19 protein-coding genes and 1 pseudogene are annotated in these 25,872 nt (G+C 72.8%); 9 read left to right on the top strand and 11 right to left on the bottom strand.

The annotated features are described in order from the left end of the window. Nucleotides 1–4: 4 nt before the first annotated feature. The 3 genes from AB0F29_RS07020 to AB0F29_RS07030 form a co-directional block, all read right to left on the bottom strand. Nucleotides 5–1,336, bottom strand: coding sequence for an ABC transporter substrate-binding protein (locus tag AB0F29_RS07020; protein ID WP_361868249.1), 1,332 nt, complete (start codon nt 1,334–1,336; stop codon nt 5–7). Nucleotides 1,337–1,395: 59 nt separating this feature from the next. Beyond that, nucleotides 1,396–2,619, bottom strand: a complete 1,224-nt coding sequence (locus AB0F29_RS07025; protein WP_361868252.1) for an ROK family transcriptional regulator — start codon at nt 2,617–2,619, stop codon at nt 1,396–1,398. Nucleotides 2,620–2,844: 225 nt separating this feature from the next. Then, nucleotides 2,845–3,912, bottom strand: a complete 1,068-nt coding sequence (locus AB0F29_RS07030; RefSeq protein WP_361868254.1) for a mechanosensitive ion channel family protein — start codon at nt 3,910–3,912, stop codon at nt 2,845–2,847. A gap of 314 nt (nt 3,913–4,226) precedes the next feature. On the opposite strand from AB0F29_RS07030, the gene AB0F29_RS07035 reads away from it, so the two are divergent. After that, on the top strand, nt 4,227–4,763 hold the full coding sequence (locus tag AB0F29_RS07035) for an HNH endonuclease (protein ID WP_003969129.1): 537 nt from the start codon (nt 4,227–4,229) through the stop codon (nt 4,761–4,763). A gap of 186 nt (nt 4,764–4,949) precedes the next feature. Here the strand turns inward: AB0F29_RS07035 and AB0F29_RS07040 are convergent, their stop codons facing one another. Further along, entirely contained in the window at nt 4,950–7,946 is a 2,997-nt protein-coding gene (locus AB0F29_RS07040) for a beta-N-acetylglucosaminidase domain-containing protein (protein WP_361868257.1), read from the bottom strand. Between the two features lie 356 nt (nt 7,947–8,302). Here AB0F29_RS07040 and AB0F29_RS07045 point away from each other — a divergent pair, with 356 nt between their 5' ends. The 5 genes from AB0F29_RS07045 to alc all read left to right on the top strand — a co-directional run bounded on the left by AB0F29_RS07045 (nt 8,303) and on the right by alc (nt 13,599). Then, complete coding sequence (locus AB0F29_RS07045) at nt 8,303–8,614, top strand: hypothetical protein (protein WP_361868259.1); 312 nt, start codon at nt 8,303–8,305, stop codon at nt 8,612–8,614. Further along, the gene (gene malQ / locus AB0F29_RS07050) at nt 8,615–11,041 is read left to right on the top strand and encodes a 4-alpha-glucanotransferase (RefSeq protein WP_361868262.1); all 2,427 of its coding nucleotides are present in this window, start codon (nt 8,615–8,617) and stop codon (nt 11,039–11,041) included. It begins immediately after the preceding gene. Between the two features lie 5 nt (nt 11,042–11,046). Next, entirely contained in the window at nt 11,047–11,259 is a 213-nt protein-coding gene (locus AB0F29_RS07055) for a hypothetical protein (protein WP_018959242.1), read from the top strand. 211 nt (nt 11,260–11,470) lie between these two features. Beyond that, a complete protein-coding gene (locus AB0F29_RS07060) occupies nt 11,471–12,379 on the top strand; it encodes a LysR family transcriptional regulator (protein ID WP_361868264.1) in 909 nt (302 codons plus the stop codon). 65 nt (nt 12,380–12,444) lie between these two features. Then, nucleotides 12,445–13,599 (top strand): allantoicase, encoded by a 1,155-nt coding sequence (gene alc / locus AB0F29_RS07065; protein ID WP_361868267.1) that lies wholly within the window; start codon nt 12,445–12,447, stop codon nt 13,597–13,599. 91 nt (nt 13,600–13,690) lie between these two features. On the opposite strand, the pseudogene AB0F29_RS07070 reads toward alc, so the two are convergent. From AB0F29_RS07070 to AB0F29_RS07090, 5 genes and pseudogenes are all read right to left on the bottom strand, one after another. Then, nucleotides 13,691–13,972, bottom strand: a pseudogene (locus AB0F29_RS07070) (hypothetical protein); the annotation flags it as partial. 54 nt (nt 13,973–14,026) lie between these two features. Further along, nucleotides 14,027–15,742, bottom strand: a complete 1,716-nt coding sequence (gene cydC, locus AB0F29_RS07075) for a thiol reductant ABC exporter subunit CydC (protein WP_361868269.1) — start codon at nt 15,740–15,742, stop codon at nt 14,027–14,029. Further along, complete coding sequence (gene cydD / locus AB0F29_RS07080) at nt 15,739–17,592, bottom strand: thiol reductant ABC exporter subunit CydD (RefSeq protein ID WP_361868271.1); 1,854 nt, start codon at nt 17,590–17,592, stop codon at nt 15,739–15,741. Before cydD ends, cydC begins: the two co-directional genes overlap by 4 nt. A gap of 28 nt (nt 17,593–17,620) precedes the next feature. After that, complete coding sequence (locus tag AB0F29_RS07085) at nt 17,621–18,724, bottom strand: cytochrome d ubiquinol oxidase subunit II (RefSeq protein WP_361868273.1); 1,104 nt, start codon at nt 18,722–18,724, stop codon at nt 17,621–17,623. A gap of 35 nt (nt 18,725–18,759) precedes the next feature. Next, nucleotides 18,760–20,052, bottom strand: a complete 1,293-nt coding sequence (locus tag AB0F29_RS07090; RefSeq protein ID WP_361868276.1) for a cytochrome ubiquinol oxidase subunit I — start codon at nt 20,050–20,052, stop codon at nt 18,760–18,762. A gap of 131 nt (nt 20,053–20,183) precedes the next feature. Between AB0F29_RS07090 and AB0F29_RS07095 the strand changes: the two genes are divergently transcribed. Then, nucleotides 20,184–21,107, top strand: coding sequence for a LysR substrate-binding domain-containing protein (locus tag AB0F29_RS07095; protein ID WP_361868279.1), 924 nt, complete (start codon nt 20,184–20,186; stop codon nt 21,105–21,107). A 160-nt stretch (nt 21,108–21,267) separates the two neighbouring features. Here AB0F29_RS07095 and pepN read toward each other — a convergent pair whose 3' ends face one another. Beyond that, nucleotides 21,268–23,844 carry an aminopeptidase N gene (gene pepN, locus AB0F29_RS07100; RefSeq protein WP_361868282.1) on the bottom strand — a complete coding sequence of 859 codons (2,577 nt, stop codon included), beginning with the start codon at nt 23,842–23,844 and terminating at the stop codon, nt 21,268–21,270. 103 nt (nt 23,845–23,947) lie between these two features. Here pepN and AB0F29_RS07105 point away from each other — a divergent pair, with 103 nt between their 5' ends. Both AB0F29_RS07105 and AB0F29_RS07110 read left to right on the top strand, forming a co-directional pair. Beyond that, nucleotides 23,948–24,172, top strand: coding sequence for a ribbon-helix-helix domain-containing protein (locus tag AB0F29_RS07105; RefSeq protein WP_228922588.1), 225 nt, complete (start codon nt 23,948–23,950; stop codon nt 24,170–24,172). Further along, nucleotides 24,165–24,512 carry a type II toxin-antitoxin system PemK/MazF family toxin gene (locus AB0F29_RS07110; protein WP_361868285.1) on the top strand — a complete coding sequence of 116 codons (348 nt, stop codon included), beginning with the start codon at nt 24,165–24,167 and terminating at the stop codon, nt 24,510–24,512. The genes AB0F29_RS07105 and AB0F29_RS07110 overlap by 8 nt, the downstream gene beginning before the upstream one ends. Nucleotides 24,513–24,583: 71 nt before the next feature. On the opposite strand, the gene AB0F29_RS07115 is transcribed toward AB0F29_RS07110, so the two are convergent. After that, the gene (locus AB0F29_RS07115) at nt 24,584–25,612 is read right to left on the bottom strand and encodes an aspartate-semialdehyde dehydrogenase (RefSeq protein ID WP_361868288.1); all 1,029 of its coding nucleotides are present in this window, start codon (nt 25,610–25,612) and stop codon (nt 24,584–24,586) included. Nucleotides 25,613–25,872: the final 260 nt, after the last annotated feature.

Below are 25,872 nucleotides of genomic sequence, written 5' to 3' on the forward strand. Positions count from 1 at the left end.
CGGGCTACTTGGCCTTGGCGATGTCGGTGTCGATCTGCCGCGCGGTCTTCTCCAGACCGGCCTTGAGGTCCTTCACCGCGCCCTTCTCGTACTGGTAGCCGAAGTCCTGGATCGTCTGCTGGTACGTCGAGCCGTTGACGGCCCCGTCGGGGGTGTTGGACTTCGGGTGCTGGGCGATGTCCAGGAAGGTCTTGAAGCGCGGGTCGAACTTCAGGTCGGGGGACTTCAGCGCCTCGAAGGTGGAGGGCACATTGCGGATGCCGTTGGCGAAGTCGACGACCGCCTTCGTGTCGCTGGTCATGAACTTGACCAGCTCCCACGCGGCGTTCTGCTTCTTGCTGGCCGGGGCGATGCCCACGATGGTGCCGGAGAGGAAGCCCTTGCCGTAGCTGTCGGCCTCGTCGTCGGCGACGGGCATCGGCGCGACGCCGATCTCGAAGCCGGGCTTGGTGTCCTCGGCCATGCCGAGCCGCCACTCGCCGTCCAGCTGCATGGCCACCTGCCCGGTGTGGAACGGGTGCTTGGCGCCCCACTCGTCGCCGAAGGTGCCCCGGAACTTCTCCAGCTTGTCGTAGCCGCCGAGGTCCTCGACGAGCTTCTTCTGGTACGTGAACATCTCCGCGAACGCCGGGTCCTTGGCGATGTTGGACTTGCCGTTCTCGTCGAAGTACGTGTGGTCCCACGAGGACATGTAGTGGTCGGCGACGGTCTCGTAACCGTGGAAGGTCGGCATGAAGCCGAGCTGCTCGTAGCTGTCGCCCTTCTCGACGGTCAGCTTCTTCGCGACGCTCGCCAGCTCCGACATGGTCTTCGGCGGCGCGGTGATGCCGGCCTTCTCGAAGGCGTCCTTGTTGTAGTAGAGGCCATAGGCGTCGGTGAGCAGCGGCAGGGCGCAGCGCTTGCCCTCGAACTGGGTGTAGTCGAGGAGGACCTTCGGGAAGGTCTTCTCCAGGTCGAGCTTCGACTTCTCGATGAACGGCTTCAGGTCCGCGAACGCGCCGGACGAGCAGAACTTGCCGACATTGGCGGTGGTGAAGGAGGAGACCACGTCGGGCCCGTTCGAACCGCCCGCGCGCAGTGCCTGGTTGAGTTTGTCGTCGTTGATGTTGCCCGAGACCTTCACCGCGATGTTCGGGTGCGCCTTCTCGAACCGGTCGATGTTGTCCTTGACCGCCTTCACCTCGGCGGGCGCGCTCCAGCCGTGCCAGAAGTTGATCGTGGTCTTCGCGTCCGGGTCGTCGGAGGCGCCGGCCTCGGACTGGCCCGTACACGCGGTGGCGAGCACCGATATCGCGGCGACGGCGACAGCGGTGGTGGTGAGACGGCTTGTGCGCATGACAAAACTCCCAGGGACGGGGAAGAGGCAGACGACGGGGAACGGGGGACGGGCATGGTTCAGCGCGAGGTGTCGAACACTTCGTCGCGGGTATCGGCGAGCGCCCTCTCCAGGGCGCCGCGCAGTACGGGGGTGCGGTCGATCTCGCCGACCACGAGTCGCGGCCGGGAGGCGGCGAGCTCGGCCAGCTCGGACTGGATCAGGGAGCGCAGGATCTCGCCGCCCGCGGCGACCGCCTGGCCGGAGAGCACGATCAGCCCGGGGTCCAGGACGGCGGTGACGGAGGCGAGCCCGGTGGCGAGCCGCTGGGCGTACTGGCGCAGCAGTTCGGTGAGCGCCTCGTCCCGCTCGTACGCGTCGGCCGCCCGCGCCAGCAGATCGGCGGCGACCTTCGCGTACGGCTGTTGCGGGGTGTCGACGCCCAGCGCCTTCGCGAGCCGGGGCACCGCCTGGGCGCCCGCCAGCTCCTGGAAACCGCCGCTGTTGGCCTTGACGACCTGGCGCACGAGCGGGGTGCCCGGCACCGGCAGGAAGCCGACCTCGCCCGCGCCGCCGGTGAAGCCGCGGTGCAGCCGGCCGTTGATGACGAGGGCGGCGCCGAGGCCCTCCTCGTTCCACAGCAGGACGAAGTCCTCGTGGCCGCGGGCCGCGCCCAGGCGCTGCTCGGCGACGGCGACCAGATTGACGTCGTTCTCGTACTCCACCGGCATCGGCAGGAACGCGGCCAGCTCGTCCAGCAGGGTGGGGGAGTGCCAGCCGGGCAGGTGCGAGGCGTACCGCAGCCGCCCGGTGCCCGGGTCGAAGGCGCCCGGCGTGCCGATGACGACCCGGTGCACGTCGGCGCGGGTGAGCCCGGCGTCCTTCACCGCCCCGTCCAGCGCGTCGGCGACCTGGCGCACCACGCTGTCGGCGCGCCGGCCCGGGGTCGCCAGCTCGAACTCCCCGACGGTCCGACCGGTCACGTCCGCGACGGCGGCGACGATGCGCCGGCCGTTCACGTCGAGCCCGGCCACATGGGCGGCCCGCGCGTTCACCGTGTAGAGCTGCGCGTTGGGCCCGGGACGACCCTCGCTGGTCCCGGTGGCGACGACCAGTCCCGCCGCCTCCAGCCGGGCCAGCAGCTGGGACGCGGTGGGCTTGGAGAGGCCGGTCAGCTTCCCGATCCGGGTCCGGGAGAGCGGCCCGTGCTCCAGCAGCAGATCGAGGGCGGCCCGGTCGTTCATGGCCCGCAGCACCCGTGGTGTGCCCGGGGTGCCGGGTGCGCCGGGAGTGGGTCCCGCCATCGTGGATGCACCGCCTCTGTCAGGGACTCGCGCCCGTGACTCTGTTAGGAAAGTTTCCTATTTGGTTAAGAGGACGGTAGGGCGCAGGTCACCGGGGCGTCAATGGGTGACCCCCGTCCGGCAATCAAAGTGTTACCCGGCATGGCGACGCCCCCGGTCGCCACCCTGGGGTCCAGGGGGCGGCCGGGGGCGCTGCGGCGGGGGTCGCTCGTTCGGGTTCGGCCGCTACTTGCTCAGGTTCGTCGGCGGCGGTATCGGCGTCGCCGCCAGCGACTGCGGGGAGACGGCCGAGGCGTACGCGGACGGGGCGGCCATCGCGGCCGTCGGGTCCGCCGTGGACGCGCCCTCCGGCTGGAGCGGCACTGTGCCGACCATCCGGATGCCCGCGTCGTCCAGCGCCTGCTTGATGCGCCAGCGCAGCTCGCGCTCCACGCCGAGCGCCTTGCCCGGCATCGTCTTGGCGGTGACGCGGACGGTCATGGAGTCCAGCAGGACCTCATCCAGGCCGAGCACCTCCACCGGGCCCCACAGCCGCTCCGACCAGGGTTCTTCCTTCGTCATCGTCTCGGCGGCCGTGGCGATCGCCTCGCGCACGTGCTCCAGCTTCTCCGTCGGACGCACCGTGACGTCGACCCCGGCCGTGGACCAGCCCTGGCTGAGGTTGCCTATCCGCTTCACCTCGCCGTTGCGGACGTACCAGATCTCGCCGTTGTCGCCGCGCAGCTTGGTGACCCGCAGCCCCACCTCGATGACCTCGCCCGAGGCGACGCCAGCGTCGACGGTGTCGCCGACCCCGTACTGGTCCTCAAGGATCATGAAGACGCCGGAGAGGAAGTCCGTGACCAGGTTGCGGGCGCCGAAGCCCAGAGCCACGCCCGCGACACCGGCGGAGGCGAGGAGCGGCGCCAGGTTGATCTTGAAGGCGCCCAGGACCATCAGGGCGGCCGTGCCCATGATCACGAACGAGGCCACCGACCGCAGTACCGAGCCGATCGCCTCCGAGCGCTGGCGTCTGCGCTCGGCGTTCACCAGCAGCCCGCCCAGCGCCGTGCCCTCCACCGCCTGGGCGCCGCGGTTCATCCGCTCGATCAGATTGGTCAGGGCGCGCCGGATCAGATAACGCAGCGTGATCGCGACGGCCACGATCACCAGGATGCGCAACCCGGTGCTCAGCCAGGTGGACCAGTTCTCCTCGACCCAGCCCGCGGCGTTCCCGGCCTGTTCGGCGGCTTCGCCCAGCGAGCCACCCGGCTCGGGAGACGGGGCTGCGGCCAAGAGGACGGACAGCGACACGACAGGGACCTCCAGGGGGACGACGGCTGGTCGACAACACTAACGAAGCCGGGGGAGTGGATCGTTGCCGTCGTGGGAAGAGAGAGTGGTCTCACCGGGAACACCCCCGCTGTGGCCGATCGCACAGTGCGGACGGCCGCCCAGGTGAAACACCTGTTCGGCACCGCCGAACGGCGCGTGGAGCCCGGAGTGAGAAAAATCCTCTCGGCCCGTTACCCGTACGTGGTGGCGCTTTGACCAGGCATGAGGAGAGACTGAGATCGGATCGTCCCGGCGCGAGCCACGCGCCGCCGGCGTACAAGGAGGCATCCACCGTGCCGCACGTCCTGGTTCTCAACGCGTCGTACGAGCCGCTCGGCGTCGTACCGCTCCGCCGCGCGCTCGTCCTCGTCCTGGAGAACAAGGCCATCTGCCTTGAAGAGTCCGGCTCCTTCCTGCACAGTGCCACCCGCGCCGTGCCCGCACCCAGTGTGGTCCGGCTCAAGCGCTTCGTCCGGGTCCCCTACCGGGGCCCCGTCCCCCTGACGCGGCGGGCGCTGTTCGCCCGGGACGGCGGGCGCTGCATGTACTGCGGGGCCGCCGCGACCAGCGTCGACCACGTCATCCCGCGCAGCCGCGGCGGACAGCACGCCTGGGACAACGTGGTGGCGGCCTGCCGCCGCTGCAACCACGTCAAGGCCGACCGCCATCTGCCCGAGCTCGGCTGGCGGCTGCGCCATCAGCCCGCCCCGCCGACCGGCCTGGCCTGGCGGATCATCGGGACCGGACACCGCGACCCGCGCTGGCTGCCGTACTTGCAACCGTTCGGCGCGGACGACGTGATGGCCCGGATCGACGGCGTGTCCGCCTGAGATCCGGGTCTTCGCCGTTTCCCCTGTGCGTGCGCGGCCGGTCCGTACGCACAGGGTCAGCTGTACGTACGCGGTCAGCTGTACGTACGGGGTCCGTCTGGACGTGCGCGGTCAGCTGTACGTACGGGGTCCGTCTGGCACATGCGCGGTCAGCTGTACGTACGGGGTCCGTCTGGACGTGCGCGGTCAGTCGTCCACGACCGCGTACGCCTCCACCGACCAGAGCGAGTAGCCGTACTCCGTCGCCCGGCCGTCCCCCTGCACCCGGATGAACCGGGTGTCCTTCGCATCCATCCGGACCGACTCGCGCCCGCCCCGGCCCTCCGTCACCGTCGCGGCGGTGCGCCAGACGCGGCCGTCGGCGGAGACCTGTATCCGGTAGCGGGAGGCGTACGCGTCCTGCCAGTTCAGCACCACCTGGCCCAGGCGCACCGGCTCGGGCAGCTCGGCCCCCCACCAGGCCCCGTCCTCCACCGGCGAGGACCACCGGGTCTCCGGATCGCCGTCGGAGGCCGCCGACGCGGGAAAGTCCGGGGTCTCGTCGCCGGACGACGAGGCCTTCGCCGTACGCGCCAGATCCGGGCCGCCCGTACGCGGGAAGGCCCGCACGGTCAGCGTGGACTCCTGGCCGCCGAAGGCCAGCGGAACCTCGTACTCGCCCGCCGGGGTGTCCGCCGGGACGGTGATGTCCACGGGCACCTCCGTACGCGATCCGCGCGGCACGGTCGTCTGCTTCGGGACCCGCACCTCGATGCCCTCGGGGGCCTTCGCGGTGAGCTTGCCCTTCACCTCGACCGGACGCCGCCCGGCCAGCCGGGCCTCGACCCGCTGGGGATCGCCGCCGATCTCCGCGTCCGTCGCGCCCCGCGTCAGGTCGAGCGTGGCGGCGGGCTCGTCGCCGAACCACGGCACCAGGGCGCGCACCTGCGGGGACCCCGCCACGACGGCGGGGGAGGGGGAGGAAGGCAGGCTGGGGCTGAGATACGAGGGCGCGGCGGTACGGGCGGCCTCCGGCACCGTGACCCGTACGGCGTCCGCGCGCAGCCCCTTCGCGGCGGTCTGGGTCCAGCCGCTCGGCGAGAGCTTCCCGAGCCCCCGCCACCCCTCTCCGGGCACGTGGGCCTCCACGACCGCGCCGGCGAGGGCGGATCCGGGCTCGGCGAGCGCCGTGACGGCCTCCACCGGGCGGGGCCCGGCCAGCCGGACCGTATAGCTGTGCGCGTCCTTCGTGACCCGGCCCGAGGCGCGGTCGACGCCGTTCCACCCGGCCGACACCTTCGCCGCCCTGTCCAGGAACGGGTCCAGCACACCCTCGCCGACCGTGGCCCGGCTCGCCTCGATCTCTTCGCGCAGCGGCTCCAGGGCCAGTTGGACGCGCCAGGCGGCGGCCCCGTCCCCGGCGGCCTGCGCCTGGAGCAGGTCCACCGCGAGCTCACCGGCCCGGCCGTAGCGGGCCAGCTGCTCCGTCCAGGGGCGCACCTCTTCGGTCAGCCGGCCGTCGGCGGGGGTCTTCAGCCGCTCGGGGGCCCCGCGCATCACGGAGAAGGCCGCGCGCAGCTCGGCCGCCGCCCGGTCGCGGCGGGGAGCGTCCGCGCGGGTGTTCCAGAACGCGTCGAACAGGGGCTGGAGGTAGGCGGACTCCTCCGCGCCGAGCACCGAGCCCGCGCTGTTCCCGGCCAGCGCCAGCAGCGCCTCCCGGGCGCCCGCGTCCCCGCCCGCCAGATCCTCGACGGCCGCCCGCCACGACTCGTCCGGGCGGTACCCCTTCGGGTTCCAGGCGAAGTCGGCGGCGGTGAACAGCGGGATCCGCGAGGCGGACGCCTGCTCCATAGCGTTGGCCAGCAGCGCCGCCGAACCGCTCGCCACCGCCGGGTCCCGGCCGGTGTACGGGCCGAGGAAGATGCGGTCCTGGGCGTAGTCGTTGACCGGGTAGTTGTCCATCGTCACCAGCGGGTGGCGGAACGCGGCGCGGGCCCCGGCCAGTTCACCGCCGGTGATCTTCTTCGGCACCACCCCGACACCGGTCCAGGCCACCTGCACCCGGTCGTCCAGCTCGGCCGCCAGCGCGGTGCGGTAGTCGGTGGACCCGTCCTGGTAGAACTCCGTCGGCAGCACCGACAGGGGGGCCGCGTCCGGGTGCCGTTCCTCCAGATGCCGGGCGAGGGCGCCCGCGACCCGGGCCTGCGCGCGGGCCGCCGCCTTCGGACCGCTGCCGAAGGTCTCCGCGTCCAGGTCGCAGTGCCACTCGCTGTAACTGACGTCCTGGAACTGGAGCTGGAAGACCCGGATGCCCAGCGCCCACATGGCGTCGATCTTCTTCGTCAGCGCCCGGACGTCCCTCTCCGAGGCCATGCACATCGCCTGGCCGGGGGAGACCGCCCAGCCGAGCGTGACGTGCTCGGCGCGCGCCCGCTCGGCGAGCGCCCGGAAGTCGGCCCGGCTGTCGGCCGGGTACGGCTCGCGCCAGCGTGCCAGCCGGTAGGGGTCGTCACCCGCCGCGTAGAGATAGCGGTTCTGCTTGGTGCGGCCCATGAAGGAGATCTGGGCGAGCCGCTCCTCGCGTGTCCACGGCTCTCCGTAGAACCCCTCGGCCATGCCGCGTACGGCGGTTCCCGGCCAGTCCCGTACCGTCACGCCGGCCACCGAGCCGTCGGTGACCAGCTGGCGCAGGGTCTGGACGGCGTGGAAGAGGCCGTCCGCGCCGAGCCCGTCCAGCGCGACGGTGGCGCGTCCGGAGACCTGGCCGACCGCGATCCGGTAGCCGCCCGACGGCAGATCGGCCCGGTCGGGAGCGCGCAGCGCCCGCAGTGCCTCGGCGGCTCCGCCGCCGCCGACGCGGACCACGGGACCGCCGCCCGGCAGGCTCTCGTGCAGGGTCCGGACGCCCGCCCCGCGCAGCAGGGTGCGCGCCTGCTCGACGGCGTACGGATCGGCGTCCGGCGCGGCGACGAGCGTGGCCTCGGAGCCCAGCGGCACGGCGGGCCCGGTGGTCTTCAGGCTCTGCGGCCGGGGCCAGACGGACGGGGTCCGCGCGCTGTCGGCGCGGTCGGCGGAGCCGACCGCGGGCCTGCCGGGATCGGCGGGAGCGGCCGTCGCGGCCGGGGCGACGGAGACGGATCCGAGGAGTCCGCCGATCACGGCGGCGGCCACGGCCGTTGCCTGCCTGCTGCGCCCGATCCGCACGTCGCGCTCCCCTTCGTAACGATCAACTGCCGGCGATGGACCGCCGCCGTGCCGAACCCTCGGACCGCGGCGGTGGGCCCCGGCGGGCTCCGAGCCCACCACCCGGGCGCGAGGGTGTCAATGCGCATGGCCGTTCTGCCGTATTTGCCGGGAATAGCGACACCTTCGAGCCCTCTGGGGCTGGTGTGGCGGCCGGGAGTGGCTGAAAACGACCCATACCTGCCGTTCGGGGGAACGGAGTGTGACCCAGAGCACGTTGGGCTCGTTGTTCATAACGCCTGCATCACGTCCACGTCTGCCGCGGCGAGGCCTGGGTAGGCCTGCTGTGTCCTGTTCTCCATGGCCAGGAGGCCACCATGCCCGCTGCCGCGCAGCTTCTGCTCTCCGCCCTCTCCAAACAGGTACCCACGCACCCCGAATCCGCCCCGCTGACCAGCGAACTCCCTCTTGCCGAGGTCGCCCACCTGATCAGCGGGCCGCCGCTCGCCGATGTCTCCCTCCTGCTCGGCGAATCCTCCTTCGCCGATTCCGCGCCGCTGACCAGCGAGCCGCCGCTCGCCGATGCCACCCCTCTCACGAGCGAGCCGCCGCTCGCCGCCGTCGCCCCTCTGACCAGCGAGCCGACCGCACCCGGCACCGCAGGGGGCATGGAGTTCCCAGGAGTCTGAATGGGCTTGTCCCGGCTCGCCGCACTGCACGGTGTCGCCACCTCCTACTCCCCGTCGCCGGATGTCACGGTGTCCGTCCCCGACGACACGGTCATCGCCGTGCTCGCCGCGCTGGGCGTCGACGCCGGCACTCCGGCGGACGTACGGAAGTGCCTCGTCGCCGCCGAGTCCCGCTCGTGCCTGCTGCCGCCGACCGTGGTGGTCTGGGCCGGCGAGCCCCTGCCGCCCGCCCTGTCCGGGCTGCCCCCCGGCTCGACCGTCACGGTCGAGCCGGAGCCGCCCGAGACCCCGGGACGCCCCACGGGCCGTCCGCCCGCCCCGCTGAGCATGCGGACCCGGGCGACGGCCACCGCCCTGCCCGTGCCGCCGCCGGGCGCCGCTGCCGCGCCTCTGACGCCTGCGGGGGGCGTCGCCGGAGTCGCCACTCCGCCGCCCGTCGCCCCTGACGCCACTCCGCCGCCTGACGCCGCCGCGTCGCCCGTGACGCCTCCGGGGGGCGCGGACCCCGCCCCGGCCGTGACGTCTCCCGCAGGCACTGCCACCGCCTTCGCGTCCGCCGCCGCCTCCGCGCCGCAGCCGCACCGCGCCGACGGGGAGCCCGGCGCTCCGGCCGCCGTCCCCGCCTGGTGGGACCCGCCGCCCCCCGGCGTCCACCGCGTCCACGTCACTACGCCGGACCACCGCCGCGCCACGGCCACCCTCGTCGTCGCCCCGGCCCGCGTCCCGCAGCCGCCCGAGCGCTCCCACGGCTTCCTGGTCCAGCTCTACTCCCTGCTCTCCGCCCGCTCCTGGGGCATGGGCGACCTTGGTGACCTGGCCGACCTCGCCGCCTGGTCCGGGCGGACCCTCGGCTCCGGGTTCGTCCAGGTCAACCCGTTGCACGCGGCCGTACCCGGGCGCCCCACCGACCCGTCCCCGTACCGCCCCTCCTCACGCCGCTTCCCCGACCCGGTGCACCTGCGCGTCGAGTCGATCCCCGAATACGGCCACGTCCGCGACCGGGCCGCCCTGGACGACCTCCGGCAGGACGCCGCCGCCCTCAGCGAGGCCGTGCTGAACAAGGGCGCGCTGATCGACCGGGACGCCGTCTGGGAGCTGAAGCGCCAGGCCCTGGAGCTGGTCGTCGAGGTGCCGCTCACCCCCGGCCGCCGCGCCGCCTACTGCGACTTCCTGGCCGAGCAGGGCCAGGCGCTGGAGGACCACGCCCTGTGGTGCGCGCTCGCGGAGGTGCACGGCGCCGACTGGCACACCTGGCCCGAGGCCCTGCGCGACCCCCGCTCCCCGGGAACCGCCCGCGCCCGGACCGAGCTGCTGGACCGGGTCGACTTCCACTGCCGCCTCGCCTGGCTGACCGCCACCCAGCTCGACGACGCCCAGCGGGCCGCCGAGGACGCCGGGATGGGCGTCGGGATCGTCCACGACCTCGCCGTCGGCGTGCATCCGGCCGGCGCCGACACCTGGGCCCAGCAGGAGGCCTTCGCCCACGGCATGTCCGTCGGCGCGCCCCCCGACGCCTTCAACGCGCGCGGCCAGGACTGGGGCCTGCCGCCCTGGCGCCCCGACGTCCTCGCCGCCACCGGTTACGCCGCCTACCGGGGCCTGCTGCGCGGAGTGCTGGCCCATGCCGGAGCCCTGCGCATCGACCACGTCATGGGCCTGTTCCGGCTCTGGTGGGTGCCCGAGGGCAGCCCGCCCACCGACGGCGCCTACGTCGCCCAGGACGCCGAGGCGATGCTCGCCGTCCTCGCCCTGGAGGCCCACCGGGCCGGGGCCGTCGTCGTCGGCGAGGACCTCGGCACCGTCGAGCCCGGGGTCCGGGAGGCACTCGCCCGGCGCGGCGTCCTCGGCACCTCGGTGCTCTGGTTCGAACGCGACTGGGACGGCGACGGACGGCCGCTCGCCCCGGAGCGGTGGCGCCGCGACTGCCTGGCCACCGCCACCACCCACGACCTGCCCTCCACCGCAGCCCGGCTGACCGGCGACCATGTGACGCTGCGCCACCGCCTCGGCCTGCTCACCCGCTCCCTGGAGGAGGAGCTGACCGAGGACGCCACCGACACCGCCGAGTGGCTGGCCCTGCTCGCCCGGCTGCGGATGCTCCCCGAGGGCGACGGCGACGAGGAGGCCGCGGTCCGGGCCGTCCACCGCTTCCTGCTGCGTACCCCCGCCAGGATGACCGGCGTCTGGCTCCCCGACACCGTCGGCGACCGCCGCCCGCAGAATCTCCCCGGCACCTGGGACCAGTACCCCAACTGGCGCCTCCCGATCGCCGACGCCGAGGGGCATCCGGTCACCCTGGAGGAGATCACCGCCTCGCCCCGGCTGCACGCGCTGATGGACGTCCTGAGGCCCCGAAAGCCTCATACGGCACCCCCGGGCGAGCGCCGTCCCCAGCCGTTCGCTACGTTGGCACCGTGGAAAAGATGAACGCTATGCGCGCCGGCGTCGTTGCGGCCGGGACGACGCTGATGATGCTGCTCATGTCGAGCCCGGCGCTCGCGCTCACGCCCGACGACGGTGACGACCCGGCTCCGCGCCTGAGCGCGGTCGAGACCATCGGTCTCTACGTCGTCGCGCCCATCGCCCTGTTCGTGGTGATCACGGGCCTGGTCATGGTCCTGGACAAGTCCAAGAAGCAGGTCTGACCCGCACACGTACGCCCCGCACGAAGGATGCGCCGCCGGTGGGCACCACCGCGCGGCGCATTCGCGCGTCCGGCCCCGGACGCCGACGTGCGCACGGCCCGGACGCCGACGTGTGCACGGCCCGAGGGCCGACGTGGGCACGCCCGGACACCGACGTGTGCGCGGCCCGGGGGCGGGAACACGGCCCGCGCCGGGCCGGTAGGTTGCGTCCATGACCGAGTGGGACGTCAAGAAGCTCCGCATCCTGCGCACCCTGCGCGACCGGGGCACGGTGACGGCGACCGCCGAGGCGCTCCTGATGACCCCCTCCGCCGTCTCCCAGCAGCTCACCAACCTGGCCAAGCAGCTCGGCGTGGACCTCCTGGAGGCCCAGGGCCGCCGGGTCCGTCTCACCGACGCCGCCCACCTCGTCCTGCGCCACGCGGAAGCGGTCTTCGCCCAGTTGGAGCGGGCCGAGGCCGAACTGACCGGCTATCTGCGCGGCGAGGCGGGCGAGGTCAGGGTGGCCGCGTTCTCCACCGCCGTGCCCGCCCTCGTGGTTCCCGCCGTCCGGCTCCTGCGCGCCGAGGATCGCCCGGGGCCCGACGTGCGCGTACGGGAGGCCGAGGCCGCCCAGGCGTACGAGCTGCTCACCGCGGGCGAGGTGGACCTGGCCCTGTCGCTGGCCGCCCACGCGCCCACCGCCCGCGACCCCCGCTTCAGCCTCTTCCCGCTGCTCGCCGACCCGCTTGACGTGGCGCTCCCCGCCGGCCACCCGCTGGCCGGAGCCCCCGCCCTGCGGCTCGCGGACCTGGCCGCCGACCGCTGGATCTTCGGCGGCTCGGGACCCTGGTCCGAGATCACCACCGCCGCCTGCGAGGCGGCGGGCTTCGTCCCCGAGCAGGCCCACAGCGCCGCCGGATGGACCGCGATCCTCGCCCTGGTCGAGGCGGGCATGGGCGTCGCGCTGGTCCCCCGGATGGCCGCCCGGGAGCGTCGTGAGGGCGTGGTGATGCGGGTGCTGGAGGCGGACCGGCCCCGCCGCCACGTGGTGGCCGCGGTCCGGCACGGGGCGGAGAGCGGGCCGGCGGTGGCCCGGGTCCTCACGGCACTCGCCCACGTAGCCGAATCATTCAGCTGAGCTGAAAGGTATCTGCGTAAACTTTCGATGGACCTGATGGGTTCGGTGGCGCGAAGGTAGGGGCCATGACCTTCGACGCGAGCGAGACCGCATTCCAGGACCCCGACACCGACCCCCACGCCAATGACGCCGCGCCCTACGGCGGCGGCGACCCCTACGCCGACTACCGCGAAGCCGGAGACCTCCCCTTCACCGAGCTGGTCGACCTCGCCGACCGCCGCCTCGGCGCGGGCGTGATCGCCGCCAACGACGAGTTCTTCGCCGAGCGCGAGAACCTCCTGATCCGTGAGCGCGCCGTCTTCGACCCCGAGCACTTCGGGCACAAGGGCAAGATCATGGACGGCTGGGAGACCCGCCGCCGCAGGGGCGCGGACGCCGCGACCCCCTTCCCGGCCCCCGGGGACCACGACTGGGCCATCGTCCGCCTCGGCGCGCCCGGCATCGTCCGCGGCCTGATCGTCGACACCGCCCACTTCCGCGGCAACTACCCGCAGCGCGTATCCGTGCAGGCCACCTCCGTCGAGGGCGCCCCGAGCCCCGAGCAGCTGCTCGCCGACGACGTGAAGTGGGAGGAGATCCTCCCGCCCACCCCCGTACGCGGCCACGCGGCCAACGCCTTCGAGATCACCGGCGGCCGCCGCTACACCCACCTGCGCCTCTGCCAGCACCCCGACGGGGGCATCGCCCGCCTGCGCGTGCACGGCGAGGTCGTCCCGGACCCGGCGTGGCTCGCCGCGCTCGGCACCATCGACCTGATCTCGGTCCTCAACGGCGGTACGTACGAGGACGCCTCCGACCGCTTCTACTCCTCGCCCACCCAGATCATCCTGCCGGGGACCTCCCGCAAGATGGACGACGGCTGGGAGAACCGCCGCCGCCGGGTCCGCGACACCAACGACTGGGTCCGCTTCCGCCTCCCCGCCCAGGGCGCGGTCCGCGCGATCGAGATCGACACCGCCTACCTCAAGGGCAACTCCGCCGGCTGGATCGCCCTCCAGGGCCGCAACGGCGACACCGGCGAGTGGTTCGAGATCGTCCCGCGCACCCGCCTCCAGCCCGACACCCTCCACCGCTTCGTGCTGCGCGCCCAGGCCGTCGTCACCCACGTCCGCCTCGACGCCTTCCCCGACGGCGGCGTGGCCCGGATGCGTCTGCACGGCACGCTCACGGAGTCCGGCGCCGCCGAGCTGACCCGCCGCTACGAGGAGTCCGGCGCGTGACCCCGTAACCCCCGGGCCCCCCAGTTCCCGCCCGGCGGACGGTTGCGCTTCCGCGCCCGCCCGCCGGGCGGTTTCCACACCGGGCGGCGGCTCAGGCGGCGTACGCGGAGAAGCGCAGCGTCTTCGCCAGCACCCGCCAGGTCCCCCAGGCGAACACTCGGTTCACCGTGTCGCAGAAGGCCTCGCCCGTGCAGTCGGTGGGCCGGTCCTGCCAGGCCCGGACCGTCAGGGAGTGGAAGCCGAGGGTCCGCGAGAAGGCGAAGCGGATGTGCATGCCCCGGCCCAACTGGTGCCCCGGCAGCGTGTTGATCTGGAAGAAGTCGTTCCCGACGTACTCCACCTCGACCGGATTGCCGCCCAGCAGATCGCAGCGCGGGGGTGTCTGACCATCCCGCGCGGCCGGCAGCCGAACGCGCGAACGGGGCAGTCAGGCCGGGGTGACGGGACGGATCCGGCCTCCGTCGAGAACCACGATCCGGTCGGCGGCCATGAGCCCCGCCTGCTCGTGGGTGACCAGCAGCGTGGTGCGGCCGCGGGTGGCGTCGAGGACGTCGGCGAGCACGGCGGCCGCGGTGTCCGGGTCGAGCCCCTCGGTCGGCTCGTCCAGGACCAGCACCGGTGGGTCGGCGAGCAGGGCGCGGGCCAGGAGAATACGTTGGCGCTGACCGCCCGACACGGTCGAGCCGTCCCCGCCGAGCAGGGTGTCCCAGCGATCGGGCAGCGACTCGATCCAGTCCAGGAGCCGGGCCCTGCGGGCCGCTTCACGCAGCTCGGCGTCGGTGGCGGCGGGGCGGGCGAGGAGCAGGTTGGCGCGGATCGTGGTGTGGAAGACGTGCGCGTCCTGGGTCATGCCGGTGATCGCACGACGTACGTCGGCACCCGAATGGTCGCGCAGTTCGCGCCCGCCGACGCGGATGCTCCCGGCCTCGTACGGCACGAACCGCATGAGCGCGGCGATCAGCGTCGACTTGCCGGACCCGCTGGCGCCGAGGAGCACGGTCCGGTGGCCGGGCGACAGCCGGAGGTTCACCCCGTCCAGGGCCGGCGGGCCCTCGGGGTGGTGGCGCACCCGCAGGCCGGTGATGTCCACGCCGAGCGGTTCACCGGTGACGAGCGGGACGGGCGCGGACGGATCGGCGACCGGCGGCGGGGTGTCGAGGAGATCGGCCAGCCTGCGCGCGGAGGACCGCACGCCGACGAGGGAGCGGGCGGCGGCCGGCAGGGGCGTCAGGGCCTCGAAGGAGACCAGGGCGAGGACCGCGATGACGGTGAGGTGGACGGCCGGCAGCGTCCCCGCGGCGTGGGCGCCCAGCGCGGCCCAGGTGACGCCGACCGTCGCCCCGCCCTGGAGCAGCAGCACCACGGCCGAGGCGAGCGAGGTGGTCAGGGCCCGGTGGCGCTCCAGGGCGGCGATGCGGGCGGACGCGTCGCGGACCCGCTCGTGGGCGTGGCCCCGGGCACCGTACGCGGCGAGGTCCGCCGCACCTCGGGTCACGTCCACGGTGAGCGCCGCGAGTTCGGCGCGCGCGGCCTTCTCCGTCCGGCCGGCCCGGCCGGACACCACGAGCACCAGGGCGGGGACGAGGAACCCCGCCACCGTCAGGAGCAGCCCGAGCAGGATCCCCGCCCGCGGCAGGAGCACCGTGGCCGTGGCGGTGGCGGCCAGCGCGACCGCGGCGGCGGCCGCGACCGGGATCAGCACCCGCAGCAACAGGTCCTGGGCGGCGTCGACGTCGTCGACGAGGCGGGTCAGCAGATCCCCGCTGCGAAAGGCCGGGGTGCCCGCGGGGGCGAGCGGCACAAGGGCCTCGTAAACCCGGGTGCGGAAGCCCGCGACGGCCCGCAGCACACCGTCGTGGCCGAGGAGCCGGTCGGCGTAGCGCAGCGCTCCGCGTCCCAGGGCCAGGGCGCGCACGGCGACGATCGCGAGGCTCACGGAGGCGAGCGGCGGCTGTTCGGCGGCGCGGGTGATCAGCCAGGCGGCGGTGGCCATCAGCGTGGCGGCGGCGAGCTCGCTGCCGGCGGCTGCGAGGGCGGCGGGCAGCAGCCTGCGCCAGTACGGCAGGAGGTGGCGCAACAGCCGGAAGGTGGGGCGGGGGCCGCGCGCACGGGCGGGGGCGACGGACCCGGCGGGCGAGGTCATGGGCCCACCGCTCCTGCTGCCGGGGCCGGCCGGGCCGGCGCGAGGCCGCCCGCCCGTACCGTCACGATCCGGTCGGCGTGGGGCAGCAGACCGGTGCGGTGGGCGACCACGATCGCGGTCCGGCCGCGCATCAGGCGGGCCGTGGCCCGGGTGACGGCGGCCTCGCTCCCGGAGTCCAGATGGGCCGTCGGTTCGTCGAGGAGCAGTACGGGGGCGTCCTTGAGGAACGCGCGGGCCAGGGCGATCCGTTGACGCTGGCCCGCGGAGAGTCCGGCGCCGTGCTCGCCCAGCGGCGTGTCGTACCCCAGCGGCAGTTCTTCCACGAAGCGGCCGGCCGAGGCGGCGCGGGCCGCCTGCCGCACCTCGGCGTCGCTCGCGTCCGGGCGCCCGAGGCGGATGTTCTCCGCGACGGACGCCGCGAACAGGTGAGGCCGCTGGGGAACCCAGGCCACCTGGGCGTGCCAGCTGTCGGGGTCGAGGTCCGCGAGGTCGGCGCCGTCGACGGTGACCCGGCCCGCGTCGGGGCGCACGAAGCCCAGGAGCAGGGCCAGGAGCGTGGACTTGCCGGCGCCGCTGGGACCCACGAGGGCCATGTGCTCGCCAGGGGCCACGGAGAGGGACAGGTCCCGGAGGGCGGGTTCGGCGCGGTCCGCGTAGTGGACCGTGACCCGGTCGAGGCGCAGGTGCGCCGCGCGGGCGTCGGGCGCCGGGGCCTGCTCGGCGGAGTGCGCCGGGACCCGCACGGCGGAGTGCGTCGGGGCCTGCTCGGCGGGGTGCGCTGGACGCGTCCCACGCAGGTGCGCCGCGCGGGCGTCGGGCGCCGGGACCCGCTCGGCGGAGTGCGCCGGGGCCCGCTCGGCGGAGTGCGCCGGGGCCCGCACGGCCGTGCGCTTCGGACGCGTCCCGTCCTCGTCGAGGATCGCGAACACCCGCTCGGCCACCGTGACGCCCTCGGCGCTGTCGTGGAAGGCCGCGCCCGCCGCCCGCAGCGGGAGGTAGGCCTCGGGAGCGAGGAACAGGACGATCAGCGCCGTACGGAGGTCCGTCCCGCCGGCCAGCAGCCGCAGGCCGACCGGGACGGCCACCAGGGCCACGGAGAGGGTGGCGACCGTCTCCAGCACGAGCGAGGAGAGGAACGCCACGCGCAGCGTGCGCATGGTGGCCCGCCGGTGGGCGTCCGCCATCTCGCCCACGACCCGGCTCTGATGCCGCTCGCGGCCGAACGCGCGCAGCGTCGGCAGTCCGGCCACCACATCCATGAAGTGACCGCCCAGGGTGGCCAGCAACCGCCATTGCCGGGCGGTGCGCCGGGCGGTGTGCATGCCGACCAGCGCGCCGAACACGGGGATCAGCGGCAGCGTCACGATGATGATCAGCGCCGAGGACCAGTCGGTCCACAACAGCCAGCCGACGACCGCCAGGGGCACCACCGCGACAGCCGCCTTCGTGGGCAGATAGCCGACGGCATACGGGTCCAGCGCGTCGAGGCCGCGCGTGAGCAGGGTGATCGTCTCGCCGTGGCGGCGGCCCGCCAGCTCCTGCGGGCCGGTCTGCCGCAGCCGTTCGGTGATCCGGTCCCGCAGCGTGCGCTTGGCGGCGACCGCGGCGAGCTGGGCGAGGGCGCCGCGGACCCAGGCCAGCAGCGCGCGCAGCGCCACGACGGCGCCGAGGGCGACCAGGGGCGCGCTCCGGAACGGGCGCCCGGCGAAGCCGTCGGCGAGAACCGTCGCCAGCAGGACCGCCTGGGCCACGATGATCCCGGCGCCCAGCAGCGCGAGTGCCGTGGAGTGCGTCATATGGCGTCGCAGTACGGGGAGTTCGCGCATCAGGCGACGTTCCACGGGCTTCATCGGGCGTCCCTCTCCTCGCTGCCGCGGCTCAGAAGTAGCTGGGGTGACGGCGGCCCGTCCGCCCCCGGAAGGCCCACCAGCTCCACGTCTGGTACGCGAGGATCACCGGGATGAGCACGACCCCGAACGCGATCAGGATCTTCAACGACGCGGTGTCCGCGGCAGCCTGCTGGAGGGTCATCCCCGGCCCGGACGAGCTGATCAGGACGTACGGGTAGTGGCCCGCCCCCACGAGCACCACGGGCAGCACGGTCGCGGCGCAGGTCGCGGCGAACGCCCGGCGGTGGTGCCCGTGGGAGAGGTACCACCAGGCAGTGGTGAGCGCCGCCGCGAACAGGGCCACGGTGATCGCCGAGGTCGCACGGTTCTCCATCGAGGCACCCGCGCCGAAGAGCGTCAGCAGCAGGGGAAGGGCGCCGGCGGCGCCGGCCGCCCGCAGCAGGGCCGTACCCAGCCGCCGTGCGTCGGAGGCGACCACGGGCGCCGAGCGCAGCGCGACGAAGGCGGCCCCGTGCGCCGCGAAGAGCAGCGCGGTGGTCACGTCGCAGGCCAGGACGAACGGCGAGAACACGTCACCGAACCCGATGTGGAAGCTCCCGTCGGCCCGCCGGGGCACACCGTGCAGCAGCAGGCCCACGACGAGTCCCCAGCACACGGCGGGCACCACGCCGCCGAACACGATCAGTGCGTTCCACCGACGGCGCCCGCGGACGCTCCGGGCGCGGCCGCCCAGCTGGACCGCCGCGTTGCCGACGACCAGGCCGACGAGGATCGCCACGATCAGTGGGTACAGCCCGGACAGCAGGCTGCCCTCCAGGTACGGGAAGGCCCCGAACAGGACACCGGTGAAGGCGACCAGCCAGACCTCGTTGCCGAGGAAGAACGGCGCGATGGCGTCGAGGGCGGCGTTCCCGCCGGTGCGCCCGGCCGCCTGACCGCCCTGGCAGTCCCGCCCTTCCTGACCTTCCTGGTCGTCCTGACCGTCCTGGCTTTCCTGGCCGTCCTCGCCGCCCCCGTCCCGGCTGCCGAGGAGGGGGTGCAGCATCTGTGCGCCGTAGTCGTAGCCGCCGAGCACGAAGTACCCGGCGAGAAGCAGGCCCAGCAGGACCAGCCAGACGGTCTCCAGACTCATCTCTCTCACCTCTCTCACTTTTCCCTTGACGCGGATCAGAAGGCCGTGCTCGTCTGTCTGTCCGGGGTGCCGCCCCCGGGCACGTCGTCGTCCAGCGGTTCGGTGGCGCCGAGCTGTGTGGCGTCCGGACCGCGGAGGGCGAAGCGGGTGATCAGGGTCCAGTTCGTCACCGCCAGCGCGAGGAAGACGGCGACGAACACGACGCACGAGACGGCCAGCGAGGTCCTGCTCACCGAGGAGAGCGCGTCCTCGACCTTCAACTGGCCGTAGACGATCCAGGGCTGACGCCCGACCTCCCGCAGGACCCAGCCGCTCACGGAGGCGATGAACGGGAACGGGATCATCGCGGTCATCAGGTGGGCGAAGGGGCGCCAGCGGATCAGCCGGTCCTTCCGCAGCAGGACGACGGCGATGATGGTGACCGTGGAGACGCTGTAACCGATGACCGTCATGAGGTCCATCGAGAAGCGCAGCCACTCCTCCGGCGGTGTGTAGTCGCCGGGCCCGTACCGCTCGACGAGCCGCGCCCGGACCCGGTCGAGGTCGCCGTTCTCCAGGATCGCCGCCTTCATGGGCTGGGACCGCTCGATCTGTGGCAGCTGCATCTCGCCCACCGTGGCGACGAACCAGCTGGTGGGCGTGGCCACCAGGAGCGCCAGGCGCAGGGAGCCCCGGAACAGCCCGGTCTCCTCGGTGCCCCGGGCGAGGTGGTACGCGCTGATGCCGAGGACGAACACGCTGCCCGTCATCAGCGCGGCGAGCGTGACGTGGGCGAGCGCCATCAGGGCGCTGGAGTTGGTGAGCAGCGCGCCGAAGTCGGTGAGGTGGGCAACGCCGTCGCGCACCTCGAAGCCGACGGGGTTCTGCATGAAGCCGTTGGCGATCAGGATCCAGTACGCGGAGGCGTACGCGGTCAGGGCGACCAACCAGATGAGTGTGACGTGCACACCTCTGCGCAGCCGGCCCCAGCCGAAGATCCACATGCCGAGGAAGGTGGACTCGGCGAAGAAGGCGATGAGGGTTTCGAGGGCCAGCGGGACGCCGAAGACGTTGCCCGCGAACTTGCTCAGGCCGCTCCAGCTGAGCCCGAACTGGAACTCCATGACCAGGCCGGTGACGATGCCGACCGCGTAGTTGATGACGTAGAGCTGTCCCCAGAAGCGCGTCATGCGCTCCCGGACGGCTCGTTCGACGGGATCACGGGTGAACGCGGCCCGGGTGTGCATGATCGCGACCAGGGGGACGACCCCCATGGTGAGGATCACGAACAGCCAGTGGATGCCGGTCGTGGCCGCGAACTGGAGGCGTGCCAGATCCGCAGCGCTCATGAGCGTCCTTCCTGGGGGATGGGGGACCTGTGCGGTGCCCCTGCCGAAGACCGTAGGAAGAATCGCTTATGTATTCCAAGACCGATTTCGTCATGTGAACATAGCTGTGGAGCCATGAGTAGAGGTGGAATGTGGATCTTCTGCAGTTGCGGTACTTCCAGGTCGTCGCCCGTTACGAGCACATGAGCCGCGCCGCGGAGGAACTGCGCGTCGCCCAGCCCTCGCTCAGCCGCACCATCTCCCGCCTGGAGACCGAGCTGGGCTCCCCGCTCTTCGACCGTCACGGCCGCCGCATCCGGCTCAACCAGTACGGTGCGATGTTCCTCCGCCACGTCGACCGCGCCCTGAGCGAGCTCGCCGACGGCAGCAGGGCCGTGCGTGAGGCCCGCGACACGGGGCTCGGCCGGGTCGGCGTCGCCTCCGAGACCCTGCTGACGATCACTCCGCTGCTCGGCAGCTTCCGCGCCGCGCACCCGCGCGCGGACGTCCGGCTGTTCCAGTCGGACGCGGACGGGATGAGCCGCCGGCTGCGCTCCGGCGAGGTCGACTTCTGCGTGGCCTCACAGCCGCTGGCCGGTACGAGCCTCGAATCGGTCGAGCTGGCCCGCGAGGAAGTGCTGCTCGCCGTTCCCCTCGGCCACCGGCTCGACGGGCGGGAGAGTGTGACGATCCCCGAGATCGCCGACGAGCCCTTCGTCACCACGCGCGTGGGCAACTGGCAACGTGCGCTTCTCGACCGGCTGTTCGCAGCCGAACGGCTGACGCCACTGCTGTCCTGCGAAGGCGACGAGCCGGGCGCCAGCCAGGACATGATCAGCGCCGGCCTCGGCATCGGCTTCATCCCGGCGACATCCCGCCAGGTCGGCACGCACGCCCCGGTCGCCTGGGTGCGCATGGACGCGCCCGACTGCCGCCGGGTGCTCACCCTGGTGTGGAACCGCGGCGCCTACTTCTCCGAAGCCGCGCTGCGTCTGAAGGAGTTCATCACCAGCAGACCCTTCATGACGCATCACCTTCCCGACCCGCGCAGCGAGGACGACCGCGGCACGCTCTGACGGCCGCGACGTGTTCTGACGGCCGCGACGTGCTCTGACGGCCGCGGCGCGCTCCGACGGGCGTACGTGCCCCGACGTCGGCGCACGGGAAGGGGGCGCCCCCTCCGCCGCGACGTATCCGCCGCGACGAAGAGGGACGCCCCCAGGGCTGTACGTGCCGCTACGCGGTGGCCGCCGCCGCGTCCGCCGCCCGGGCCTTCAGCGCGCGCTCCACGCCGGACCGCGACTCCGACATCAGCCGGCGCAGGGCCGCGCTCGGCTCGGCCGAGGCCAGCCAGGCGTCCGTGGCGTCCAGCGTCTCCTGGGAGACCTGGAGCGCCGGGTAGAGGCCCACCGCGATCTGCTGGGCCATCTCGTGGCTGCGCGAGCCCCAGACGTCCTTCACCGCGGCGAAGAACTTCTCCGTGTACGGGGCCAGCAGCTCGCGCTGGTCCGTCTGGACGAAGCCGCCGATGACCGCTTCCTGGAGGGAGTTGGGCAGCTTGTCGGACTCCACGACCGAGGCCCACGCCTCGTCCTTGGCCTCCTGGGTGGGCTGGGCCGCCCGCGCGGAGGCCGCGTGGCGCTCGCCCGCCGCCGTCCTGTCGCGCTCGTACTCGGCGGCGATCTCCTCCTCGTCCAGCAGCCCGGTGGCCGCCAGCCGCTGCACGAACGCCCACCGCAGCTCGGTGTCGACGGCCAGGCCCTCGATGGTCTCCGTGCCGTCCAGCAGCGACTGGAGCAGGGCCAGCTGCTGCGGGTTGCGGGCGGTGGCCGCGAAGGCGCGGGCCCAGGCCAGCTGGTGGTCGCTGACCGGCTCCGCCGCGTGCAGGTGCGCCAGCGTCGCGTCCGACCACTGGTTGAGCGCGGTCTCACGGGCCTCCGGCGCCGCGTACAGGTCGAGTGCCAGCTTCACCTGGCGGTGCAGCGACTGCACGACGCCGATGTCCGACTCCTTGCCGATGCCCGAGAGCACCAGGGCGAGGTAGTCGCGGGTGGCCAGCTCGCCGTCGCGCGTCATGTCCCAGGCCGAGGCCCAGCTCAGGGCGCGCGGCAGCGACTCGGTGAAGTCGCCCAGGTGCTCGGTGACGACCCGCAGCGACTCGGCGTCGAGGCGGACCTTCGCGTACGAGAGGTCGTCGTCGTTGAGCAGGACGACCGCCGGGCGGGCCTTGCCCACCAGGGCGGGCACGTCGGTCCGCTCGCCGTCGACGTCCAGCTCGATCCGGTCGGTGCGCACCAGCTTGCCGGCCGCGTCGAGGTCGTAGGCGCCGATGGCGATCCGGTGCGGGCGCAGCGTCGGCTCGCCCTTCGCGCCGGCCGGCAGCGCGGGGGCCTCCTGGAGCACGGTGAACGAGGTGACGCGGCCGTCGGCGTCGGTCTCGATCTCCGGGCGCAGGATGTTGATGCCCGCCGTCTCCAGCCACGCCTTCGACCAGGTCTTCAGGTCGCGGCCGGAGGTCTTCTCCAGGGCGCCCAGCAGGTCGGAGAGGCGGGTGTTGCCGAAGGCGTGCGCCTTGAAGTACGCCTGGACGCCCTGGAAGAACGCGTCCTTGCCGACGTACGCCACGAGCTGCTTGAGCACGGACGCACCCTTGGCGTACGTGATTCCGTCGAAGTTGACGAGGACGTCGTCCAGGTCCTGGATGTCCGCCATGATCGGGTGCGTCGAGGGCAGCTGGTCCTGCCGGTACGCCCAGGTCTTCATGGAGTTGGCGAACGTGGTCCAGGAGTGCGGCCACTTCGACCCCGCGGCGTCCGCCTGGCAGGCGATCGAGGTGTAGGTGGCGAACGACTCGTTCAGCCAGAGGTCGTTCCACCACTCCATCGTCACGAGGTCGCCGAACCACATGTGGGCCAGCTCGTGCAGGATGGTCTCGGCCCGCATCTCGTACGCCGCGTCCGTCACCTTGGAGCGGAAGACGTACTGGTCGCGGATGGTGACCGCGCCCGCGTTCTCCATCGCGCCCGCGTTGAACTCGGGGACGAAGAGCTGGTCGTACTTGGCGAACGGGTACGCGTAGTCGAACTTCTCCTGGAACCACTCGAAGCCCTGCCGGGTGACGGCGAAGATGTCCTCCGCGTCCAGGTACTCCGCGAGGGAGGGGCGGCAGTAGATGCCGAGCGGGACGGACTGGCCGTCCTTCTCGTAGCTGCTGTGCACCGCGTGGTACGGGCCCACGATGAGAGCCGTGATGTACGTGGAGATGCGCGGCGTCGGCTCGAAGGTCCAGACGTCGCCCGCAGGCTCCGGCGTCGGGGAGTTCGAGATGACCGTCCAGCCGGACGGGGCCTTCACGGTGAACGCGAAGGTCGCCTTCAGGTCGGGCTGCTCGAACGAGGCGAAGACGCGGCGCGCGTCCGGGACCTCGAACTGCGTGTACAGATAGGCCTGCTCGTCGACCGGGTCGACGAACCGGTGCAGCCCCTCACCGGTGTTGGTGTACGAGCAGTCGGCTACGACCTTCAGCTCGTTGGCTCCCTCCCGCAGATGCGGCAGGGCGATCCGCGCGTCGCGGAACACGGCGGCCACGTCCAGGTCCTTGCCGTTCAGCACCACGTCGTGGACGGCCGGGGCGACCAGGTCGATGAACGACTCCGCACCCGCCTCCGCGCAGTCGAAGCGCACGGTGGTCACGGACCGGTAGGTGCCGCCCTCCTGCGCTCCGGAGAGGTCGAGATCGATCTCGTACGCGTCCACGGTCAGCAGGCGCGCCCGCTCCTGCGCCTCTTCGCGGGTCAGATTCGTGCCAGGCACGCGGCCATCTCCTTCGATAGTGACGTTTCGGATCATCCTTCCATGTCCGGCCCCGCCCGACGGTGAGTAGCACTCTCCCTCCTACTCCGGTAGCATCGACGGTATGAAGATCAGCGTGAGTCTGCCGCAGGAGGATGTCGCCTTCGTCGACGAGTACGCGGCGAAGACCGAGGCGGATTCCCGGTCCGCCGTCATACACGCCGCCATCGAGCTGTTGCGCACCGCAGGTCTCGAAGACGAGTACACAGAGGCGTTCCAGGAGTGGGACGCCAGCGAGGACGCCGCTCTCTGGGACCGCACCGTGGCCGATGGGCTCACCGATGCGTAGGGGCGACATCCACCTCGTGGACCTGGAACCTGCGCGGGGGAGCGAAGCCAACAAGGTGCGCCCGGCAGTGATCGTTTCCAACAACGCCGCCAACCGGTCGGTCGAGCTGACCGGCAGGGGCGTTGTCGCCGTGGTCCCCCTGACCTCGAACACCTCGCGGATCCTCAGCTTCCAGGTCCTTCTCGCAGCGAAAGAGAGCCACCTTCCGCAGAACTCCAAGGCCCAGTGCGAACAGATCCGGGCAGTCTCCCCCGACCGGGTACTGAAGCGCATCGGTGAGGTCCCCCGCCAGCGCATGGCCGAGATCGACGCGGCCCTCCGCCGCCACCTCGCGCTCTGAGCCCGAGCAGGCGAAGGGGCGGCCACCGATCACCGGTGGCCGCCCCTTCCCCGTACGCGTGACGCCGCGGGTCAGCCCTTCAGCTCGGCCGCCACCAGCTCCGCGATCTGCACGGCGTTCAGCGCCGCGCCCTTGCGGAGGTTGTCGTTGGAGACGAACAGCGCGAGACCGTGCTCGACCGTCTCGTCGACCCGGACGCGGCCCACGAAGGAGGCGTCCTTGCCGGCCGCCTGGAGCGGGGTCGGGATCTCCGAGAGCTCGACGCCCTCGGCGTCCTTCAGCAGCTCCAGGGCGCGCTCGACGCCGATCGGACGGGCGAAGCGGGCGTTGATCTGGAGCGAGTGGCCGGAGAAGACCGGGACCCGGACGCAGGTGCCGGACACCTTCAGCTCCGGGATCTCCAGGATCTTGCGGGACTCGTTGCGGAGCTTCTGCTCCTCGTCCGTCTCGAACGAACCGTCGTCCACGATGGAGCCCGCCAGCGGCAGCACGTTGAAGGCGATCGGGCGCTTGTAGACGGCCGGCTCGGGGAAGTCCACGGCCTCGCCGTCGTGGGCCAGCTTCTCGGCCTCGGCGACGACCTTGGCCGCCTGGCCGTGCAGTTCGGCCACACCGGCGACGCCGGAGCCGGACACGGCCTGGTAGGTGGCGACGGTCAGCGCTTCGAGACCGGCCTCGTCGTGCAGCGGGCGCAGCACGGGCATCGCGGCCATCGTCGTGCAGTTCGGGTTGGCGATGATCCCCTTCGGGCGGACCCGGGCCGCGTGCGGGTTGACCTCGGAGACGACGAGGGGGACCTCGGGGTCCTTGCGCCAGGCGGAGGAGTTGTCGATCACCACGGCGCCCTGGGCGGCGACCTTCTCGGCCAGCGCCTTCGAGGTCGCGCCGCCGGCGGAGAACAGCACGATGTCCAGGCCCGTGTAGTCGGCCGCGGAGGCGTCCTCGACGGTGACGCCGGAGCCCTTGAAGTCGATCGTGGAGCCCGCGGACCGGGCCGAGGCGAACAGCCGCAGCTCGTCGACCGGGAAGTCCCGCTCGGCCAGGATCCTGAGCATGACTGTGCCGACCTGACCGGTGGCGCCGACGATTCCGACCTTCACGAGGACTCCTCTGTTCTGCACGTCCGGCGGCTGCCCGCCCGTGCGGCTGTGCGGCCCGTTTGCCGCTCCATGATGCGTATGTCCTGGCCCGCCTTGTCCAATCCATTGTCCGACCTGCGGACTCTTCGCGCGAGGACCGCAGATTCTGCAACGTCGGCGCGTACGGGGGGAAACATCTGCGGCGGGCCGCGGGGGGTGTGACGAGGAACACGCACAGCGGGGCGGGTGCTCGTGAGAGCGCCCGCCCCGCCGACGTGCCG

This window comes from Streptomyces sp. NPDC026589, assembly GCF_040638385.1.
Lineage (GTDB): Bacteria > Actinomycetota > Actinomycetes > Streptomycetales > Streptomycetaceae > Streptomyces.

Coding starts and splice junctions, on each gene's coding strand:
- AB0F29_RS07020 (WP_361868249.1), bottom strand. CDS start 1,336: ATGCGCACAAGCCGTCTCACCACCACCGCTGTCGCCGTCGCCGCGATA.
- AB0F29_RS07025 (WP_361868252.1), bottom strand. CDS start 2,619: ATGGCGGGACCCACTCCCGGCGCACCCGGCACCCCGGGCACACCACGG.
- AB0F29_RS07045 (WP_361868259.1), top strand. CDS start 8,303: ATGCCCGCTGCCGCGCAGCTTCTGCTCTCCGCCCTCTCCAAACAGGTA.
- malQ (WP_361868262.1), top strand. CDS start 8,615: ATGGGCTTGTCCCGGCTCGCCGCACTGCACGGTGTCGCCACCTCCTAC.
- AB0F29_RS07055 (WP_018959242.1), top strand. CDS start 11,047: ATGCGCGCCGGCGTCGTTGCGGCCGGGACGACGCTGATGATGCTGCTC.
- AB0F29_RS07060 (WP_361868264.1), top strand. CDS start 11,471: ATGACCGAGTGGGACGTCAAGAAGCTCCGCATCCTGCGCACCCTGCGC.
- alc (WP_361868267.1), top strand. CDS start 12,445: ATGACCTTCGACGCGAGCGAGACCGCATTCCAGGACCCCGACACCGAC.
- cydC (WP_361868269.1), bottom strand. CDS start 15,742: ATGACCTCGCCCGCCGGGTCCGTCGCCCCCGCCCGTGCGCGCGGCCCC.
- cydD (WP_361868271.1), bottom strand. CDS start 17,592: ATGAAGCCCGTGGAACGTCGCCTGATGCGCGAACTCCCCGTACTGCGA.
- AB0F29_RS07085 (WP_361868273.1), bottom strand. CDS start 18,724: ATGAGTCTGGAGACCGTCTGGCTGGTCCTGCTGGGCCTGCTTCTCGCC.
- AB0F29_RS07090 (WP_361868276.1), bottom strand. CDS start 20,052: ATGAGCGCTGCGGATCTGGCACGCCTCCAGTTCGCGGCCACGACCGGC.
- AB0F29_RS07105 (WP_228922588.1), top strand. CDS start 23,948: ATGAAGATCAGCGTGAGTCTGCCGCAGGAGGATGTCGCCTTCGTCGAC.
- AB0F29_RS07110 (WP_361868285.1), top strand. CDS start 24,165: ATGCGTAGGGGCGACATCCACCTCGTGGACCTGGAACCTGCGCGGGGG.